We start from the raw sequence: 17,803 nt of genomic DNA, 5'->3' as shown, positions 1-17,803 counted from the left end.
ATCGGGCGCCAAACAATGGCCAAAAGCTTGCCTGGACGGACTAAAATGGCCGAGCCCGGGTTATACTACGTCGATATATAAATGGAAACAAGCAATTGCAGTATTACAACAGTATTTGCCTGATAATGCCACCCCTATTGGACGCTGCATGAGAGATATCGTCATCACGCTGATCGTGTTCGCCTCGTTGCCCTACACTTTCAAGAAACCCTACATCGGGGCGCTGATGTGGATCTGGATCAGCGTCATGAATCCGCACCGCCTGAGCTGGGGCTTCGCTTACGAGTTCCCGTTTGCCGCCATCATCGCCGCCACCACCATGCTGGCCCTGCTGGTCGCGCCCGGCCCGAAGAAGCCGCCGTCCACGCCCGCCGTGCCGGTGCTGATCATGTTTACGATCTGGATGTGCATCAGCACCGTGTTCGCCATCCACCCCGGCGAGTCCAGCGTGATGCTGCAGCGCGTGTTCAAGATCATGCTGATGAATATGGTCGTGATGATGTTGATCCGCAACAAGGAACAGCTGCACCTGATGCTGTGGACCCTGGCCGGCTCGCTGGCCTATTACGGCGTCAAGGGCGGCCTGTTCACCATCGCCACCGGCGGCAGCTTCCGCGTCTGGGGCCCGGAAGGCAGCTTTATCTTCGGCAACAACGAAGTGGCGCTGGCCTTCGTGGTGATTATCCCCATCCTGTATTACCTGCACTTGGTTTCGGTCAACAAGTGGCTCAAATACGGGCTGCTGGGCGCCATCGGCCTGTGCGCGCTGGCCTCGCTGGGCTCGTATTCGCGCGGCGCGCTGCTGGCCCTGGTGGGCATGTGCGGCTTCCTGTGGCTGAAAAGCCCCAAAAAGCTGGCGCTGGGCGCCGCCATGGTGCTGATGCTGCCGCTGCTGATCATGTTCATGCCGGCCCAGTGGACCGAGCGCATGGACACCATCGACAACTACCAGGAGGATGGCTCGGCCATGGGCCGCATCAACGCCTGGCAGATGGCCACCAACCTGGCGCTGGACCGGCCGCTGACCGGCGGCGGCTTTGAAATCTACGACACCTATGTGTTCGGCCGCTACGCGCCGGTGCCGAACGACGTGCACGCCGCCCACAGCATCTATTTCCAGTGCCTGGGCGAGCACGGCTTCATCGGCCTGGGGCTGTACCTGGCGCTGATCATCATCTGCTGGCGGCGCGCCAAGTGGATCATCCGGCAGACCGCCAAGCGGGCCGACCTGAAGTGGGCCGGCCAGCTGGCCGGCATGATACAGGTCAGCATGATAGGCTTCGGCGTCGGCGGCGCCTTCCTCAGCCTGCTGTACTTCGACGTGCCCTATTACCTGATGGGCGCGCTGCTGGTGACCGGCCAGATCGTGCAGGACGCCCTGCAGCAGTCCGAGGCCGACGCCGCCGCCGGCCCCAGCGCCGTTCCCGCCCAACCCACCGCAAAGCAGGCCTGAACCATGAGTGCAACCGCCAACCTGGCCGCCCTGGCGCGCCGCTCCCTGCTGCGCCTGGGCGCGCTGGGCCGCGCCCGCCGCAGCCTGAGCATCCTGATCTACCACCGCGTGCTGCCGCACGCCGACCCGCTGTTCCCGGACGAGGTGGACGCGGCGCGCTTCGACCAGCAGATGGCCTGGCTCAAGCAGGGCTTCCGCGTGATGCCGCTGGCCGAGGCCGCGCAGCGCCTGCGCGACGGCACCCTGCCGCCGCGCGCGGCCTGCGTCACCTTCGACGACGGCTACGCCGACAACGCCGAGATCGCGCTGCCCATCCTGCAGCGCCACGGCCTGGCGGCCACCTTCTTTGTCGCCACCGGCTTCCTGAACGGCGGCCGCATGTGGAACGACACCGTCATCGAGCTGGTGCGCCGCGCGCCCGGCCCGCGCCTGGAGCTGGCGGCGCTGGGCTACGGCAGCCACGCCATCGGCAGCGACGCCGAACGCACGGCCGCCATCCACGCCCTGCTGGGCCAGCTGAAATACCTGGAGCCGGGCGCGCGCCTGGCGGCGGTGGACCAGCTGTGCAGCCACCTCGGCCTGGCGCTGCCGGACGACCTGATGATGAACACGGCGCAGCTGCGCCGGCTGCACGCGGCCGGCATGGAAATCGGCGCGCACACGGTGCACCACCCGATCCTGGCCAGCATGGACGAGCACGGCGCGCGGCAGGAGATCGCGCGCGGCAAGGCGGTGCTGGAAGACATGACCGGCGCGCCGGTGCGCCTGTTCGCTTACCCGAACGGCAAGCCGGGGCGCGACTACCACGCCGCCCACGTGGCGCTGGCGCGCGAGCTGGGCTTCGAGGCCGCGGTGTGCACCTCGTGGGGCGCGGCCGGGCCGGACGCCGACCTGTACCAGCTGCCGCGCTTCACGCCGTGGGACCGCAAACCGCTGGGCTTTACCTTGCGCCTGCTGCACAATCTGTACCGGCCGGGCCAGACAGTGTGATTGTGCGAAATTGTTGCAACAGTTATACTACACGATGTATTAATTGAAACAACCCGAAACAACGCGCAACAACGCGACCCACCGGAGAATCACGGAAATGGCCCAGACCGCAGACCGCGCCCAGCAGCAAGCCCCGGCCCCGGCGTCCCCTGTCGCGCCGCCGGCCGGCCATCCGCCGCCGCTGCCGAACTACCCGCGTGCGCGCATCCCCACCAAGCCGGTGCTGTCGCGCGCCTCGTTCCGCCGCGCCGCCGGCCACACGCCGTCCATCCTCGATGCGCGCGAAGCGCGCCTGGTCACCAGCGGCCGCGTCGCCATCGCGCTGGCGCTGCGCCAGATGGGCGTGGGCGCCGGCGACCGCGTGCTGATGCCGTCCTACCACTGCGCCTCGATGATCGAGCCGGTGGTGTGGCTGGGCGCCACCCCGGTGTTCTACCGCATCCACGGCGACACCCAGGTCAACCTGGAGGACGTGGCCGCCAAGATGGCCGGCGCCAAGGTGCTGCTGGCCACCAATTACTTCGGCTTCCCGCAAAACCTGTCGGCGCTGCGCGCCTTTTGCGACCAGCACGGCCTGCTGCTGCTGGAAGACTGCGCGCACTGCTTCCTCGGCGAGCACCAGGGCCAGCCGGTGGGCTCCTTCGGCGACTACGCCATCGCCAGCACCATGAAATTCTTCCCCATCTACGAGGGCGGCTGCCTGGTGTCGGCGCGCCACTCGCTGGCGCCGGTGCGGCTGGAAGCGGGCGGCTTCAAGTTCGAGGCCAAGATGGCCGTCAACGCGCTCGAGGACGGCTTTGAATACCGCCGCCTGCGCACCCTGCAGCGCCTGCTGGCGCTGCCACTGGGCCTGAAGAATTTCCTGCTGGGCCAGCTCAAGCGGCACAGCCACGGCGCGCCGCCGGCCATGGCGCCGCGCTCGTCCGAGGGCGGCTTCGGCTTCGACCCGGCCTGGCTGCACAAGCGCGGCTCGCTGTTTTCGCGCATGATGCTGCGCCTGGTCTCGCGCGGCCGCATGGGCGCGCTGCGCCGCCAGCACTACCTGCGCCTGCAAGGCGCGCTGGCCGGCCTGCCCGGCTGCCGCCCGCTGCACGCAACGCTGCCGGAACGGGTCTACCCCTGGGTCTTCCCGCTGTACGTGGAGGTGCCCGAAACGGTGTTCACCTCGCTCAAGAACGACGGCGTGCCCATCGTGCGCTTCGCCGAATACCTGTGGCAGGGGGTGGACGCCACGGTCTGCAGCAACAGCGTGGACTTGTCGCGCCATGTGCTGCAGTTCCCCTGCCATCAAGAATTACAGGAACAGGAACTGGACTGGATGATAGACAAGATCAAGGCCGCCTTGCTGGCGGCGCGCGCGCCATGAGCTGGACCCTGCTGCCGGCCAGCGAGTTTCCCGCCCACGCCGCGCGCTGGCACGAACTGAACCATGCCAGCGTCAACTCGCCGCTGCTCGAACCGGCCTTCGTGCAGCCGCTGCTGACCGAATTCGGCGACGGCGGCGAATGGCTGGCGGTGTGCGAGCGGGACGGGCGCACCGTGGCCATGGCGCTGCTGAAGAAAAGCCAGCAGGGCGCCTGGCAAACCTTCCAGCCCTCCCAGCAGCCGCTGGGCATGTGGCTGCAGCTGCCGGACCAGGCGCTGCCGGACCTGATGGACGCGCTGCTGCGCAGCCTGCCCGGCATGCCGCTGGTGCTGGGCCTGACCCAGTTCGACTCCTGGCTGCACCCGCGCCCGGCCGACAGCGCCCAGCTGCGCACCGCCGACTACATCCGCACGGCGCGCATCACCATCGCCGGCACCTTCGACGAATACTGGGCCGCGCGCGGCAAGAATCTGCGCGCCAACCTGAAAAAGCAGCGCGCCAAGCTGGCCAAGGAAGGCATCGTGCCGCGCATGGACGTGCTGCGCGCCCCGGCCGACATGGCGCAGGCCGTGGCCGACTACGGCGCGCTGGAAAGCGCCGGCTGGAAGGCCGAGGGCGGCACCGCGATCCACCCGGACAACGCCCAGGGCCGCTTCTACCGCAGCATGCTGGAAAACTTCGCCCAGCGCGGCGAGGCCAGCGTGTACCGCTACTGGTTCGACCAGCGCCTGGTGGCGATGAACCTGTGCATCGAGGGCGACGGCGCCAAGATCGTGCTGAAAACCACCTACGACGAGAGCCTGAGCAGCCAGTATTCGCCGGCCTTCCTGATGCGCGAGGAGACCTGCCACCAGCTGTTCGAGGACCGCCTGTTCCAGCGCCTGGAGTTTTACGGCAAGGTGATGGAATGGCACCTGCGGTGGACTGACGAGGTGCGCAGCATGTACCATATCACCCACTACCGGTGGCCGGCCCTGAAAAGCCTGCACACCCTGGTCAAGAACCTCAAGGGCGGACGCGCGCCGGCGCAGTCCGCAGCGCAGCCAACGGCACAGCCAACGGCGCAGCCCGTCACCGCCCGCCATACCGAACCATCCACGGAGTAAGCAATGTATCTGCAAGAAGTGAAGAATATCCTGGCCGACGTCCTCGGCCTGGGCGCCGCCGCCGGCACGCTGACCGAGCAATCGGCGCTGCTGGGCGCCATTCCCGAACTCGATTCGATGGCCGTGGTCCAGCTGATCGCCGCCATGGAAGAGCAGTTCGGCTTCAGCGTGGACGACGACGAGATCGACGCCGCCACCTTCGCCAGCGTCGGCAGCCTGACGGCCTTTGTCGAGCGCAAACTGACCGCATGAACTGAGCAATGAGCCTGTTTTCCCCTGCCGCGCACGCCCAGCCCTTCTTCCTGAAGGCCGCTGCGGGGGAGCGCTACTGCCTGTTCCACCCCGCCGTCGGCGCCTGCCGCGGCGGCCTGGTGTATGTCCCGCCGTTCGGCGAGGAAATGAATAAGTCGCGCCGCATGGCCGCGCTGCAGGCGCGCGCGCTGGCCGCGCAAGGCATCGCCGTGCTGCAGATCGACCTGTACGGCACCGGCGAGAGCAGCGGCGACTTCGCCGACGCGCGCTGGGAGCTGTGGCTGGCCGACGTGGCGCTGGGCTGCCAGTGGCTGGCGGCGCGCCTCGGCCGCCCGGTCGGGCTGTGGGGCTTGCGCCTGGGCGCGCTGCTGGCGCTCGATTATGCGCGCGCGCAGCAGGCCCAGGGCGCGCCGGCGCCGCAGCGCATGCTGCTGTGGCAACCGGTGCACAGCGGCAGTTCCTACCTGACCCAGTTCCTGCGCCTGCGCATGGCCAACGACATGCTGGGCGCCGGCGGCGGCCAGAAAACCGGCACCGCCGCGCTGCGTGAACAGCTGCGCGAAGGCCAGGCGCTGGAAGTGGCCGGCTACGAGCTGGCCCCGGAACTGGCCGACGCGCTGGACGCGCTCGAACTGGCCAAGATCGCCCCGCCGCCCTGCCCGCTGCACTGGCTGGACGTGGTGGCGGCCGAAGGCCGGCCGCTGACGCCGGCCTCGGCCAAACTGGTGGCCGCCTGGCAGCAGCAAGGCGCCGAGCTGGACGCGCAGGCGGTGGCCGGCCCGCCATTCTGGGGCACGCAGGAAATCGCCACCTGCCCGGCGCTGCTGGAAGCCAGCAGCGCAGTTTTCAGCAGCAGCGAGGCCGCCCATGCAGTTTGAAGAACGCGCACTGAGTTTCGACTGCGGCGGCGACTGCCTGTTCGGCGTGGCCAGCGTGCCGGCCCGGCCCGCCGAACGCGGCGTGGTGGTGGTGGTCGGCGGCCCGCAATACCGGGGCGGCAGCCACCGCCAGTTCACCTTGCTGGCGCGCCACCTGGCCGCGCAGGGCATCGCCGTGCTGCGCTTCGACTACCGCGGCATGGGCGACGCCGAGGGCGAGCAGCGCGACTTCGAAATGGTCAACGACGACCTGCGCTGCGCCATCGACCGCTTCCAGGCCGCCGTGCCGGCGGTGCGCGAAGTGGTGCTGTGGGGCTTGTGCGACGGCGCCTCGGCCGCGCTGTTCTACGCCCCGCAGGACGCGCGGGTGCAGGGCGTGGTGCTGCTCAACCCCTGGGTGCGCACCGAGGGCGGGCTGGCCAAGGCCACCTTGAAGCACTACTACCGTGAACGCCTGCTGCAGCCCGAACTGTGGAAAAAGATCTTCACCGGGCAATTCAACTACGGCGCCGCGCTGCGCTCCTTCGCCGGCCTGCTGGGCGCCGCGTCCGGCAAGGCCGCGCCGGCGGACGCGGCCGCGCAAAGCATGCCCGCCACGGCGGCGCCGGCGCCCGCCGCGCCCAGCATCAGCGCCGCGCCGGTGCCGCGCCTGGCCGACCCGAACCTGCCGCCGCTGCCCGGACGCATGCACGACAGCCTGGCCGCCTTCCACGGCAAGGTGCTGCTGATCCTCAGCGGCGCCGACCTGACGGCGCAGGAATTCCGCGACGCGGTGCAAGCCTCGCGGCCCTGGCAGAAGCTGCTGGCCGCGCCGCGCGTGACACAACAGGAATTGGCGCAAGCCGACCACACTTTCTCGCGCCGTGCCTGGCGCGACCAAGTAGCAGACTGGACCGGAGAATGGATGCGTTCATGGTAAACAAACGCGTGCTGATGATCGCCTACCACTACCCGCCGATGCGGGGCAGCAGCGGCATCCAGCGCACCCTGAAGTTTTCGCAATACCTGCCGCAGTCGGGCTGGGCGCCGGTGATGCTGTCGGCCCATCCGCGCGCCTACGCCAATCCGGGCGACGACCAGATGGGCGACATCCCGGCCAGCGTGCCGGTCACGCGCGCCTTCGCGCTCGACACCGCGCGCCACCTGGCCATCGGCGGCCGCTACGCCGGCTTCATGGCGCTGCCGGACCGCTGGGCCAGCTGGTGCCTGGGCGCCATCCCGGCCGGCTGGCGGCTGATCCGCCGCCACCGCCCGGCCGTGATCTGGTCGACCTACCCGATCGCCAGCGCGCACCTGATCGGCCTGGTGCTGCGGCGCCTGACCGGCCTGCCCTGGGTGGCCGACCTGCGCGACCCGATGACCGACGTCAGCTACCCGTCCGACCCGCGCACGCGCCGCGTGTTCCAGTGGATAGAACGCAAGACCATCGAGCACTGCACGGTGGCCGTGTGCACCACGCCGGGCGCCATCAAGACCTACGAGAACCGCTTCCCGGCCATCCCGCGCGACCGTTTCCGCCTGATCGAGAACGCCTACGACGAGGAAAACTTCGCCGACGCCGAACGCGGCGGCGCGGCGGCCGCGCCGGGCGCGCACGGCGGCCCGCTGACCCTGGTGCACAGCGGCATCATCTACCCGTCCGAGCGCGACCCGGTGCCGCTGTTCCAGGCGCTGGCCGCGCTCCAGCAGCGCGGCGCCGTCAGCGGCGCCACCCTGCGCGTGGTGCTGCGCGCCACCGCGCACGACGACTACCTGGCCGGCCTGATCGCCGAGCACGGCATTGCCGACATCGTGCAGCTGGCGCCGCACGTGCCCTACCGCACCGCGCTGGCCGAGATGCTGAGCGCGGACGGCCTGCTGATCCTGCAGGCGGCCAACTGCAACCACCAGGTGCCGGCCAAGCTGTACGAATACCTGCGCGCGCGGCGCCCCATCCTGGCGCTGACCGACAGCGACGGCGACACCGCCGCCACCTTGCGCCAGGCCGGCGTCGACAGCATCGCCCCGCTGGACCAAAAAGATGCGATCATCGATGCGCTGCCGCGCTTTTTGGACCAGGTGCGCAGCGGCACCGCGCCGCTGGCGTCGGCCGCCGTGATCGCCGCCCACTCGCGGCGCGCGCGCACCGAACAGCTGGCGCAGCTGCTGGACCAGGTCGCGGCCCACCACGCATGATGGAGAAAGACATGAGCAAAGACATGAGCAAGCTCGCCACGACGCAGCACCCGCGCCAGCGCAGCGCAGCGGCGGCCAGGATGCTGGCCGGCCTGCTGGCCATGGCGGCGGCCGCCACGCCGGCCTTGCCGGCGCACGCGGCCCGCCAGGAGCCGTATTGCGGCAACCTGGACAACGCCTACGGCCCATACGACTACCGCAAGGGCGCCACCGAATTTGCGTTCAACCTGAAGCTGGTGGAAAGCGCCCACTTCACGGCCGATGTGGAAAACGGCGTCAAGGGCAAGAGCAGCACCCTGGCGGGCGACCTCGACTACACCCTGCGCGCCTTCCCCAACCACCCGGCCGCCCTCAACACCGTGATCAGGGTGGCCGCGCGCGATCGCAAGTCGGTCTACATGCCGCACGGCAGCCGTCCGGTGGAATGCTATTTCGACCGCGCGGTGCGCTTCGCGCCGGACGATCCCGCCACCCACACGCTGTACGGCAGCTTCCTGCTGTCGATGGGGCGCGAAGCCGAGGCGCTGCCCAAGTACCAAACCGCGGTCCAGCTGGACCCGGACAATCCGAGCACCAATTACAACCTGGGCCTGGTCTACTACAAGCTCAAGGACATGGCGAATGCCAACAAGTACGCGCAGATCGCGTATGCGCTGGAATTCCCGCTGCAGGGCTTGAAGAACTTGCTGGTGCGGGCCGGAAAATGGGACCCGTCGGTGGCGCCGGCGCCGGAAACGCTGAAGAAGAACGCCAAGAACGGCGCTGCGGCCAAGGACGAGGAGGACCGGCCGGCCGAGGCGGCCAAGCCGGCCGAGGACGGCAAGCAGGCTGAAGCAGGCAAACCGGCCGAACCGGCCAAGAACTAGGCCGGCGCCCCGGCGGCCGGCGGGTGCGCCAGCACCCATTCCTCCACCAGCCACGGCGCGGCCCAGCCCGCGCAGGCCAGCATCACCTGCGTGATGTCGGCCGAGCGGCCCGGCAGGTACAGCTGGGCCCACTCCATCGCGAACATGGCCGCCGCCAGCGCCGCCCCGCCCGCGAGCGCGATCGCATGGTGGCGCGCGGGCGGCGACACCTGCCGCGCCAGCCACGCCATGCCCATGAAGGGCCACAGGAATTCCAGGATGTTGGTGTAGCCCTGCAGGCTGCGCATGTGGCCGCGGAACGGCACCCAGTTGAAGCCGCCGCCGCGCCAGCCGCCGTGCAGCGGCGCCAGTTCGCTGGCCACCATGGCGGCCGCCAGCAGCGCGATGGCCGCCCAAGCCGCCCGCCCGGCCAGCACCGGATGCAGGCCGGGCGTAGCCGGCGCGCCCCGTGTCGCCGCTGTCCCCAGCGCGGCCAGCAGCAAGGCCAGCAGCGGCACCGACAGCGCCGCGCCCGCCACCTCTTCCAGCCGCAGCGCGTGGCCGTCGATCAGCACCTGGCAGGCCAGCACGGCCAGCGCCAGCGCGCCGTGCAGCCGCCACCACGGCTTGCCCGGCTTGATCAGCGCGCGCAGCAGCAAGCCCAGCGCGGTGAAGTTGCAGACCAGGGAAAGCAGCATCGGCAGGTTGAGCGGCATGGCGCCGCGCAGCTGGAAATACAGCGGCGCCAGCGCCTGCTTCCAGCGCCCCAGCCCGAACACCGGCATGAGCGGGCTGGTCTGGGACAGCAGCCACAGCGCCACCACCACCAGGCCGGTGTTGGCGATGGCGCCGCGCGCGAACCAGCCGTCGCGCCAGGCCTGCAGGCGGGCGCCGCTGTGGGTGTCGCGCCGCAGCAGGCCGGCCAGCAGCGCGCCGCACAAGGTGCCCACCAGGTTCATGGCCACGTCGGCCGCCGACGACACCCGGGCGGGCAGCCACAGCTGCACGATCTCGGCGCCCACGCTGAACAGCGTGCCGGCCGCCACCGCCAGCGGCAGCGCGGTCCAGTAGCGGTGGCGGCGCGACCACCACACCGCCAGCAGCAGGCCGAAGGGCATGTAGACCAGCACGTTCTGCACCAGGTCGACCTTGCCCAGGTAGGCGCCGCCCGGATGCAGCAGAAAGTCGAACAGCGGCTCCGTGCGCGCGGCCCACTGGAAGGGATACAGGCTGCCGTAGAACAGCAGGAAAGCGTAGACGACAACTGCCTGGCGCATGGCGCGCCGGTCAGGAGCCGGATTTGATGGCGTGCCGGCTCATCAGGTCATACAGGGTGGGCCGGCTCACGCCCAGCAGTTCGGAGGCCTTGACGATGTTGCCGTCCACCCGCGCCAGCACCTTGACGATGGCCTTGTACTCGGCCTCGTCGCGCACCTGGCGCAGGTTCAGCGGCTCCTCCGGCAGCAGCGCGCCGGACAGGCCCAGGTCCTCGGCCACGATGTGCGGCCCGTCGGCCATGATGACGGCGCGCTTGATGCAGTTCTCCATCTCGCGCACATTGCCCGGCCACGGATAGGCTTCGATCACGTTCATCGCTTCCTGGCTGAAATGCAGCGCGGGGCGCGACTCGGCGGCGCAGAACTTGTTCTTGAAGTGGTGCGCCAGCAGCGCCGCGTCGCCCACCCGGTTGCGCAGCGGCGGGATGGTGACCACGATTTCCGACAGCCGGTAATACAAGTCCTCGCGGAAGCGGCCGGCCGTGGCCAGCTCCTTCAGGTTCTGGTGCGTGGCGCAGACGATGCGCACGTCGACCGGGATTTCCTCGTGGCCGCCGACGCGCTCGATGACGCGCTCCTGCAGGAAGCGCAGCAGCTTGGCCTGCAGCGCCATCGGCAGGTCGCCCACCTCGTCGAGGAAGAAGGTGCCGCCGTGCGCCAGCTCGACCTTGCCCTTGGTCTGCTTGGCCGCGCCGGTGAAGGCGCCCTTCTCGTAGCCGAACAGCTCGGACTCCAGCAGGTTTTCCGGGATCGCCGCGCAGTTGATGGCCATGAAGCGCTCTTTGGAGCGCGGGCTGAGCTGGTGCAGCGCGCGCGCCAGCACTTCCTTGCCGGTGCCGCTCTCGCCCAGCAGCATCACCGAGGCCGAGGTGGGCGCCACTTTTTCGATGCTGCGGCAGATCTTCTGCAAGCCGGCATCGCGGCTGATCACGCCGGCCAGCGGCGAATCGGCTTGCGCCTGCTGCATGCGGCGGTTTTCGCGCTGCAGCGCGTGCAGGTAGAAGGCGCGCTGGACCACCAGGCCCAGCAGGTCGGGATCGGCCGGCTTCTGGTGGAAGTCGTAGGCGCCCAGGCCGATGGCGGCCACCGCGTGCGCGTGGTCCTGGTTGCCGGTCAGCACCACCACCTTGGTTTCCGGCGCCAGCGCCAGGATCTGCTGCAAGGTGGCCAGGCCCTCGGTGGCGCCGTCCGGGTCGGGCGGCAGGCCCAGGTCGGTGATCACCACCTCCGGCTCGTGGCGGCGCACCTGCGCCAGCGCCGCTTCGCGGTCGCCCGCCACCAGCACTTCATAGGCGTCGAAACTCCAGCGCAGCTGCTTTTGCAGGCCCGGGTCGTCTTCGATGATCAACAGCTTGGATTTGCTCACAATATTCCTTTTCTCAGGCAGCGCGTTCCACGGACATCGCGTCCTGATTGTACAGCGGCAGGGTGACCTGGAAGGTCGTGCCCTGCTGCGGGCGGCTGCTCACTTCCAGCGTGCCGCCCAGCTCATGGATGTATTCCCGGCTTTCGAAGGCGCCGATGCCCATGCCGGCCGGCTTGGTCGACTCGAACGGCTTGTACAGCCGGTCGCGGATGAATTCCTCCGTCATGCCGGCGCCGCTGTCGCTGATCTCCACCAGCACGCTGCCGCCGCTGCCGCGCAGTGCGATGGTGACCTGCCCGTCCAGCGGCGTGGCCTCGATCGCGTTCTGGATCAAGTGCCCCAGCACCCGCTCCAGGCGCTCCCAGTCGGCCAGCACGCGCAGCCCGGGGGTTTCCACCTGCAATTGCGGGCGCGGTTCGAACGCTGCCTTCAAGGATACGGCCTGTCGCAACAGTTGGTCAATAAACAATGGTGCGGGACGGGCCGGCGCGTCGTTGCGGCTCAGTTTTTGCAGCATCAGCTTCATCTTCTGCACCGAATGGGTGACGGTGTCGAGCATGTCCTGCTGGAATTCGGGGTTGTTGCGGTGCTTGTGCGCGTTCGGGATCAGCAGCGACAGCTGGGCCACCAGGTTTTTCAGGTCGTGCACCACGAAGGTCGACATGCGGTTGAACGATTCGAACTGGCGCGCCACCATCAGCGCCATGGCGGCGTCCTGCTGGGCCAGGTAGCTGGCGGCCTGGCTGCAGGCGATTTTCAGCAGGTCGATCACTTCCCAGTTCAGCTGGATGGCGCTGCGCGGCAGCTGCAGCAGCATGAAGCCGGACAGGCGGCCCTGCATCACCAGCGGCAGCACCAGCCACACGCGCGGGAAATCGCGCACCCAGGCCGGGATCACGATGTCGTCGTACAGGCTGGGGCTGCGCTCGTATTCCTGCATGTCGATGACCCACTGCTTGCTTTCCAGAAACTGGCACAGCGCCGAGTCGGCCGGCTCGGTCTCGCTCACCAGCGGCATGTGCCACTGCGCCACCGGTTCGAACTGGCCGGACTCGCGCCGCAGCCACAGCGCGCCGCCCGGGCTTTCCACAAGGCCGGCGACGGCCTGGATGGCGCGCTCGGCCAGGTTGGGGCCGTCGGCCGACAGCATGCGGGTAAAGCCCATCCATTCTTCGCGGTAGTCGTAGTTGTAGCTGTAGAAATGCTTGCTGATGAACACCTTCAGCCAGGCGCGGAAGGCGCCGGAAAACAGCACCCCGGCCAGCAGCACCGTGGCGCCGAACAGGAAAGCCACCTGCATCACCGAGCCCCAGCTGCCGCCGAAGAAGCGCAGGTAGTAGCCGGCCGAGCTCATCACCAGCAGGTAGGCCGCCGAGCCGGCCAGCGCGGCCGAGTGGAACAGCACCCGGCGCGACACCGACAGCTCGCTCGACCAGGTCTTGCTGCGCGACACCGCCAGCGCGATCAGCGGCATGGTCAGCGCCTGCACGAAGCCGCGCGCGGCCCAGATGTCCGGGTTGAGCTGGCGGAACAGCATGGTGTCGCTGTACAGGTAGAAGTCGTAGGCGTACATGCCGCCGATGCCCAGGCAGGCGTATTTCAGCGCCCAGCGCTCCTGCAGCGGCTTGTTGCGGTACAGTTGCTCGACCAGGATCATGCCCAGCACGGCCGCGCCGGCGCGCAGCATCACCAGCGGCAGCATGCCGCCCACGCTGGCCAGCAGCGAGGGCGCCCAGTTGGCCAGCGCCTCGGCCAGCAGCAGCAGCGCGTAAAAGCCGGCCACCAGGCGCAGCAGGCGGTTGTGGCGCAGCGCCTGCCAGCCGGCGTTGCGCTGGAAAAAGCCTAGCAGGAACAGCAGGAACACCGACCAGGCCGCGTTGCGGCAGATGTCGAGCGCGTCGTTCCAGTCGGACGGGTGGCTGGCGTAGGCGGCTTCCCAGGCGTTCAGGCCGGCCCACAGCGCGGTGGCCAGCGCCGCCACGGCCAGCACCGGCGCATGGGTGCGGCCGCGCCACACGCTCAGCTGCAGGGCGAACAGCACCGCGAAGGCCAGCGCCGCCGCGCCGTAGCTGAAGACGGCGACACTGCTCAGCATGCCGGCCCCGCCATCAGCGGCCGCTGCCGAACAACACCACCTTGAGGGTATCGATCAGCACCAGCAGGTCCAGGAACAGGCTGTTGTTTTTTACGTAGTAGAGGTCGTACTGCAGCTTTTGCACCGCGTCCTCCACCGAGGCGCCGTAGCCGTAGCGCACCTGGGCCCAGCCGGTGATGCCCGGCTTGATGCTGTGGCGCACGTTGTAATACGGAATGTCGGCGCTCAGCTGCTCGACGAAATACGGCCGCTCCGGGCGCGGGCCGACAAAGCTCATCTCGCCCTTGAACACGTTCCACAGCTGCGGCAGCTCGTCGACGCGCAGCTTGCGGATGATGCCGCCCACGCGCGTCACGCGCGGGTCGTTCTGCGCCGCCCACTGCGGCTTGCCGCCCTTCTCCGCGTCGGTGCCCATGCTGCGGAACTTGAGCACCTTGAAGGTGCGCCCGCCCTTGCCGACCCGCTCCTGGCTGTAGATCAGCGCGCCGCCGTCCTCCAGCTTGATGCACAGCGCGGTAAACACCATGACCGGCAGCGCCAGCAGCAGGATGATGATGGAGACGATGATGTCGAAGGTGCGCTTCATGAAGGTGCGCATGAAGCTCTGGTCGAAGCCGCCGCCGAAGACCAGCCAGCTCGGCTGCAGCGATTCGACCCGGATCTGGCAGGTTTCGCGCTCGAAGAAGGTGGCCGCGTCGGTCACCTTGACGCCGAACAGCTTGCACTCCAGCAATTCGCGGATCGGGAAGGTGCCGCCGCGCCGGTTCTGCACCGACACCACGATTTCGCGCACATTGTATTTTTCCGCCAGCGCCACCAGCGACATGCCCGGCTCCATGGCCAGCACCGAATTGGCCGCCACCCGCGACTCCTCTTCCGGCATGGCCACGTAGCCGGCCACGTCGTACTTGTGGTAGCTGTTCGAATGCAGCGCCAGGTCGCCGCACTCCTTGGCCAGCGCGCCGTTGCCGAGGAAGATGATGCGCGACTCGAGGAAGCGGAACTTGGAGCTGGTGAAGAAGATGGCGCGCGCCACCAGGATGCCGCCGGCCGCGATGGCGAACACCAGCAGCAGGATGCCGCGTCCGAAATACAGGTCCGGCGCCACGTAGAACACCAGCGTCAGGATGCCGAAGCCCATGGCGAAGGACGGCACCAGCTGCAGGAAGAAGGGGTTGCGCAAGCCTTCGCTGAAGTTGAGCTGGTACATGCCCAGCGCGCTCATCGAAAACACGATGGCGGCGGTGAACACGCAGGCCGACAGCAGGAAATGGTCGAGCCGGGGCAGCAGGAAGTCGTCGCCGTCGAAGAAACGGATGGCGGATCCGGCGTAGAAGGCGCCGATCAGGATCAGGATCTCCACAAACAGCAGGCTGAACGCGACCTTGGACACGTAGTGATTGGCAATTTTTAACATGTTATTTTTCCTTCCCCAGTGCGTACTACTCGCGGCGATGGATGACGGGGCAGGCCGTACGCAGGCCTTGCCGTTCTATTGTGCGTTCTGTTGATTTCGCCCGGCTGTCAAACTGCCGACATACCAGTCCATCGCAACGGCCAAGCCTTCTTCTATGCGGTGCGTGGGCGCAAAGCCCAGCAGCTGCGCCGCCTTGCCGATGTCCGCCTGCGAGTGGCGCACATCGCCGGCCCGGAAGCCGGCATATTGCGGCCGGTGCTGGTCCAGATGCGGGCAGCGTTCCCGCAGCAGGGCCACCATCATGCCGTACAGCTGGTTCAAACTGGTGCGCTGGTTCAGCGCCACGTTGTAGACCTGGTTGGCCGCGCCCGGCGCGGCGGCGGTGGCGGCCAGCACATTGGCCTGCACCACGTTGTCGATGAAGCAGAAATCGCGGCTGGTTTCGCCGTCGCCGTTGATGAACACCGGCTCGTTGCGGATCAGCGCCGCCACCCATTGCGGGATCACCGCGGCGTAGGCGCCGTGCGGGTCCTGGCGCGGGCCGAACACGTTGAAATAGCGCAGGCCGACCGTTTCGGTGCCGTAGCAGCGCGCGAACACGCCGGCGTACAGCTCGTTGACGTACTTGGTGACCGCGTAGGGCGACAGCGGATTGCCGATGCGCTCCTCGATCTTGGGCAGGTCCGGGTGGTCGCCGTAGGTGGAACTGGAGGCGGCGTAGACGAAGCGCCGCACCTTGGCGTCGCGCGCGGCGGCCAGCATGTTGAGGAAACCGGTGATGTTGACGTCGTTGGTGGTCTGCGGGTCGGCGATCGAGCGCGACACCGAGCCGAGCGCGGCCTGGTGCAGCACGTAGTCAGCCCCCTCGCAGGCCTGCGCGCAGTCGGCCGGCACGCGGATGTCGCCGCGCAGGAAGCGGAAGCGCCGCCAGGCGTCCTCGCCCACCGCGTCGCGCACCTGGTCCAGGTTGTGCTGGTGGCCGGTGGCGAAATTGTCCAGCCCGGTGACCCGCTGGCCCAGCTTGAGCAGCGCCTCGACCAGGTTGGAGCCGATGAAGCCGGCCGCGCCCGTCACCAGCCAGTGGCGCGGCTGGTCGCGCAGCTGCTGCTGCCGCTCCAGGTAGGCCGCCGGCGCCACGCTCATCACAGCCTCCACACCGCGTGGCCGGACGCGGCGATCGGCGCCAGGTCGAAGGCCGACTTGACGTCGATGAAGCAGCCCAGCGGGGTCAGCTTGGAGCACAGTTCGCCGTGCGGGATGGCCAGCAGTTCGGCGTGCGGCACGGCGGCCACGATGGCGTCGGCGCGCGGCAGGTCGTCCCAGCGCTCCAGCTCGACGCCGTATTCGTGCACCGCCTCGTCCGATTCGGCCACCGGGTCGTGCACGTGCACTTCCACCCCGTAGCTCTTCAGTTCGGTGATGATGTCGGCCACCTTCGAGTTGCGCAGGTCGGGGCAGTTTTCCTTGAACGTCAGGCCCAGCACGATCACGCGCGACCCCTTGACGTGGCAGCCGGCGGCGATCATGGTCTTGACGGTTTTTTCCGCCACGAACTTGGCCATGCCGTCGTTGATGCGGCGCCCGGCCAGGATCACCTGCGGGTGGTAGCCCACCATGTCGGCCTTGTGGGTCAGGTAGTAGGGGTCGACGCCGATGCAGTGGCCACCCACCAGGCCCGGACGGAAGGGCAGGAAATTCCACTTGGTGCCGGCCGCCTGCAGCACTTCCAGCGTGTCGATGCCGATCTTGTCGAAGATCAGGGCCAGCTCGTTCATCAGGGCAATGTTCAGGTCGCGCTGGGTGTTCTCGATCACCTTGGCCGCCTCGGCCACCTTGACGCTGGAGGCGCGGTAGACGCCGGCGGTGACCACGGATTCGTACAGCGCGGCCACCTCGTCCAGGGTGGCGGCGTCGTCGCCGGACACCACTTTCAGGATGGTAGTCAGCGTGTGCAGCTTGTCGCCCGGGTTGATGCGCTCGGGCGAGTAGCCGATGTGGAAGTCCTGCTTCCACTTCAGGCCCGACTCGCGCTCCAGGATGGGCACGCACACCTCTTCGGTGGCGCCCGGGTAGACGGTCGATTCGAACACCACGATGCTGCCCTTTTTCATGTGGCGGCCGACCGTGGCGCTGGCGCCGGCCAGCGGCGAGAAATCGGGATTGTGAGCGTTGTCGACCGGGGTGGGCACGGCCACCACGATGTAGTCGGCCTTGGCCAGCTGGGCCGGATCGGTGGTCACCTGCAGTTGCGTGGCGGCCTGCAGTTCGGCCGGCGACACCTCGCCGGTCGGGTCGCAATGGCGGCGGTAGCTGTCGATCTTGCGTTCGGATAAGTCAAACCCGATGGTGGGCCGCTTCTTGCCGAACTCCACTGCCAGCGGCAACCCCACATAGCCCAGACCGACAACCGCAACTACCTTGGCATTGTTCATTTCAAACCCATACAGAGATAAAATATCTTGCTAAATAATAACAAGTTCGTGATGCGTCGCGCGGGTCAGCCTGGGCGGGCATCCATTTTAGCGCTACTGCGCGGCCATGGATCATGCCGCCGCTGATGCAGGCTGAACTGTTGGGCTTGCG

Annotated in this window: 15 protein-coding genes; 9 read left to right on the top strand and 6 right to left on the bottom strand. The window is 68.2% G+C overall.

Annotation, left to right across the window (positions count from 1 at the left end; all coding sequences use genetic code 11):
• The first annotated feature begins 148 nt into the window (after positions 1-148).
• The 9 genes from AC56DV_RS15310 to AC56DV_RS15270 all read left to right on the top strand — a co-directional run bounded on the left by AC56DV_RS15310 (position 149) and on the right by AC56DV_RS15270 (position 9,086).
• Complete coding sequence (locus tag AC56DV_RS15310) at positions 149-1,453, top strand: putative O-glycosylation ligase, exosortase A system-associated (protein ID WP_496315132.1); 1,305 nt, start codon at positions 149-151, stop codon at positions 1,451-1,453.
• A 3-nt stretch (positions 1,454-1,456) separates the two neighbouring features.
• Complete coding sequence (locus tag AC56DV_RS15305) at positions 1,457-2,443, top strand: polysaccharide deacetylase family protein (protein WP_496315131.1); 987 nt, start codon at positions 1,457-1,459, stop codon at positions 2,441-2,443.
• A 97-nt stretch (positions 2,444-2,540) separates the two neighbouring features.
• Positions 2,541-3,809, top strand: coding sequence for an aminotransferase class I/II-fold pyridoxal phosphate-dependent enzyme (locus AC56DV_RS15300; protein ID WP_496315130.1), 1,269 nt, complete (start codon positions 2,541-2,543; stop codon positions 3,807-3,809).
• Complete coding sequence (locus AC56DV_RS15295) at positions 3,806-4,915, top strand: GNAT family N-acetyltransferase (RefSeq protein WP_496315129.1); 1,110 nt, start codon at positions 3,806-3,808, stop codon at positions 4,913-4,915. Before AC56DV_RS15300 ends, AC56DV_RS15295 begins: the two co-directional genes overlap by 4 nt.
• Positions 4,916-4,918: 3 nt before the next feature.
• Positions 4,919-5,167 carry an acyl carrier protein gene (locus AC56DV_RS15290; RefSeq protein ID WP_496315128.1) on the top strand — a complete coding sequence of 83 codons (249 nt, stop codon included), beginning with the start codon at positions 4,919-4,921 and terminating at the stop codon, positions 5,165-5,167.
• A gap of 8 nt (positions 5,168-5,175) precedes the next feature.
• On the top strand, positions 5,176-6,045 hold the full coding sequence (locus AC56DV_RS15285; RefSeq protein ID WP_496315127.1) for a hydrolase 2, exosortase A system-associated: 870 nt from the start codon (positions 5,176-5,178) through the stop codon (positions 6,043-6,045).
• Positions 6,035-6,964, top strand: a complete 930-nt coding sequence (locus AC56DV_RS15280) for a hydrolase 1, exosortase A system-associated (RefSeq protein WP_496315126.1) — start codon at positions 6,035-6,037, stop codon at positions 6,962-6,964. Before AC56DV_RS15285 ends, AC56DV_RS15280 begins: the two co-directional genes overlap by 11 nt.
• The gene (locus AC56DV_RS15275) at positions 6,958-8,220 is read left to right on the top strand and encodes a glycosyltransferase (protein WP_496315125.1); all 1,263 of its coding nucleotides are present in this window, start codon (positions 6,958-6,960) and stop codon (positions 8,218-8,220) included. The genes AC56DV_RS15280 and AC56DV_RS15275 overlap by 7 nt, the downstream gene beginning before the upstream one ends.
• 11 nt (positions 8,221-8,231) lie before the next feature.
• Complete coding sequence (locus AC56DV_RS15270; protein ID WP_496315124.1) at positions 8,232-9,086, top strand: tetratricopeptide repeat protein; 855 nt, start codon at positions 8,232-8,234, stop codon at positions 9,084-9,086.
• Here the strand turns inward: AC56DV_RS15270 and AC56DV_RS15265 are convergent.
• From AC56DV_RS15265 to AC56DV_RS15240, 6 genes are all read right to left on the bottom strand, one after another.
• Entirely contained in the window at positions 9,083-10,342 is a 1,260-nt protein-coding gene (locus tag AC56DV_RS15265; protein WP_496315123.1) for a VanZ family protein, read from the bottom strand. The two genes, AC56DV_RS15270 and AC56DV_RS15265, sit on opposite strands and share 4 nt — an antisense overlap.
• 10 nt (positions 10,343-10,352) lie before the next feature.
• Complete coding sequence (gene prsR, locus AC56DV_RS15260; protein ID WP_496315122.1) at positions 10,353-11,708, bottom strand: PEP-CTERM-box response regulator transcription factor; 1,356 nt, start codon at positions 11,706-11,708, stop codon at positions 10,353-10,355.
• Between the two features lie 13 nt (positions 11,709-11,721).
• A complete protein-coding gene (gene prsK, locus AC56DV_RS15255; RefSeq protein WP_496315121.1) occupies positions 11,722-13,803 on the bottom strand; it encodes an XrtA/PEP-CTERM system histidine kinase PrsK in 2,082 nt (693 codons plus the stop codon).
• Positions 13,804-13,816: 13 nt separating this feature from the next.
• Positions 13,817-15,220 (bottom strand): TIGR03013 family XrtA/PEP-CTERM system glycosyltransferase, encoded by a 1,404-nt coding sequence (locus AC56DV_RS15250; RefSeq protein ID WP_496315120.1) that lies wholly within the window; start codon positions 15,218-15,220, stop codon positions 13,817-13,819.
• Between the two features lie 75 nt (positions 15,221-15,295).
• Positions 15,296-16,363, bottom strand: a complete 1,068-nt coding sequence (locus AC56DV_RS15245; protein ID WP_496315119.1) for an SDR family oxidoreductase — start codon at positions 16,361-16,363, stop codon at positions 15,296-15,298.
• The gene (locus tag AC56DV_RS15240) at positions 16,363-17,652 is read right to left on the bottom strand and encodes a nucleotide sugar dehydrogenase (protein ID WP_496315118.1); all 1,290 of its coding nucleotides are present in this window, start codon (positions 17,650-17,652) and stop codon (positions 16,363-16,365) included. Before AC56DV_RS15240 ends, AC56DV_RS15245 begins: the two co-directional genes overlap by 1 nt.
• Positions 17,653-17,803: the final 151 nt, after the last annotated feature.

The sequence above is a fragment of the Massilia sp. BGA-UO-ETr-WB1 genome (assembly GCF_059567845.1).
The sequence above is the reverse complement of the archived record's forward strand: the minus strand, read 5'-3'. Positions and strand labels throughout refer to the sequence as shown.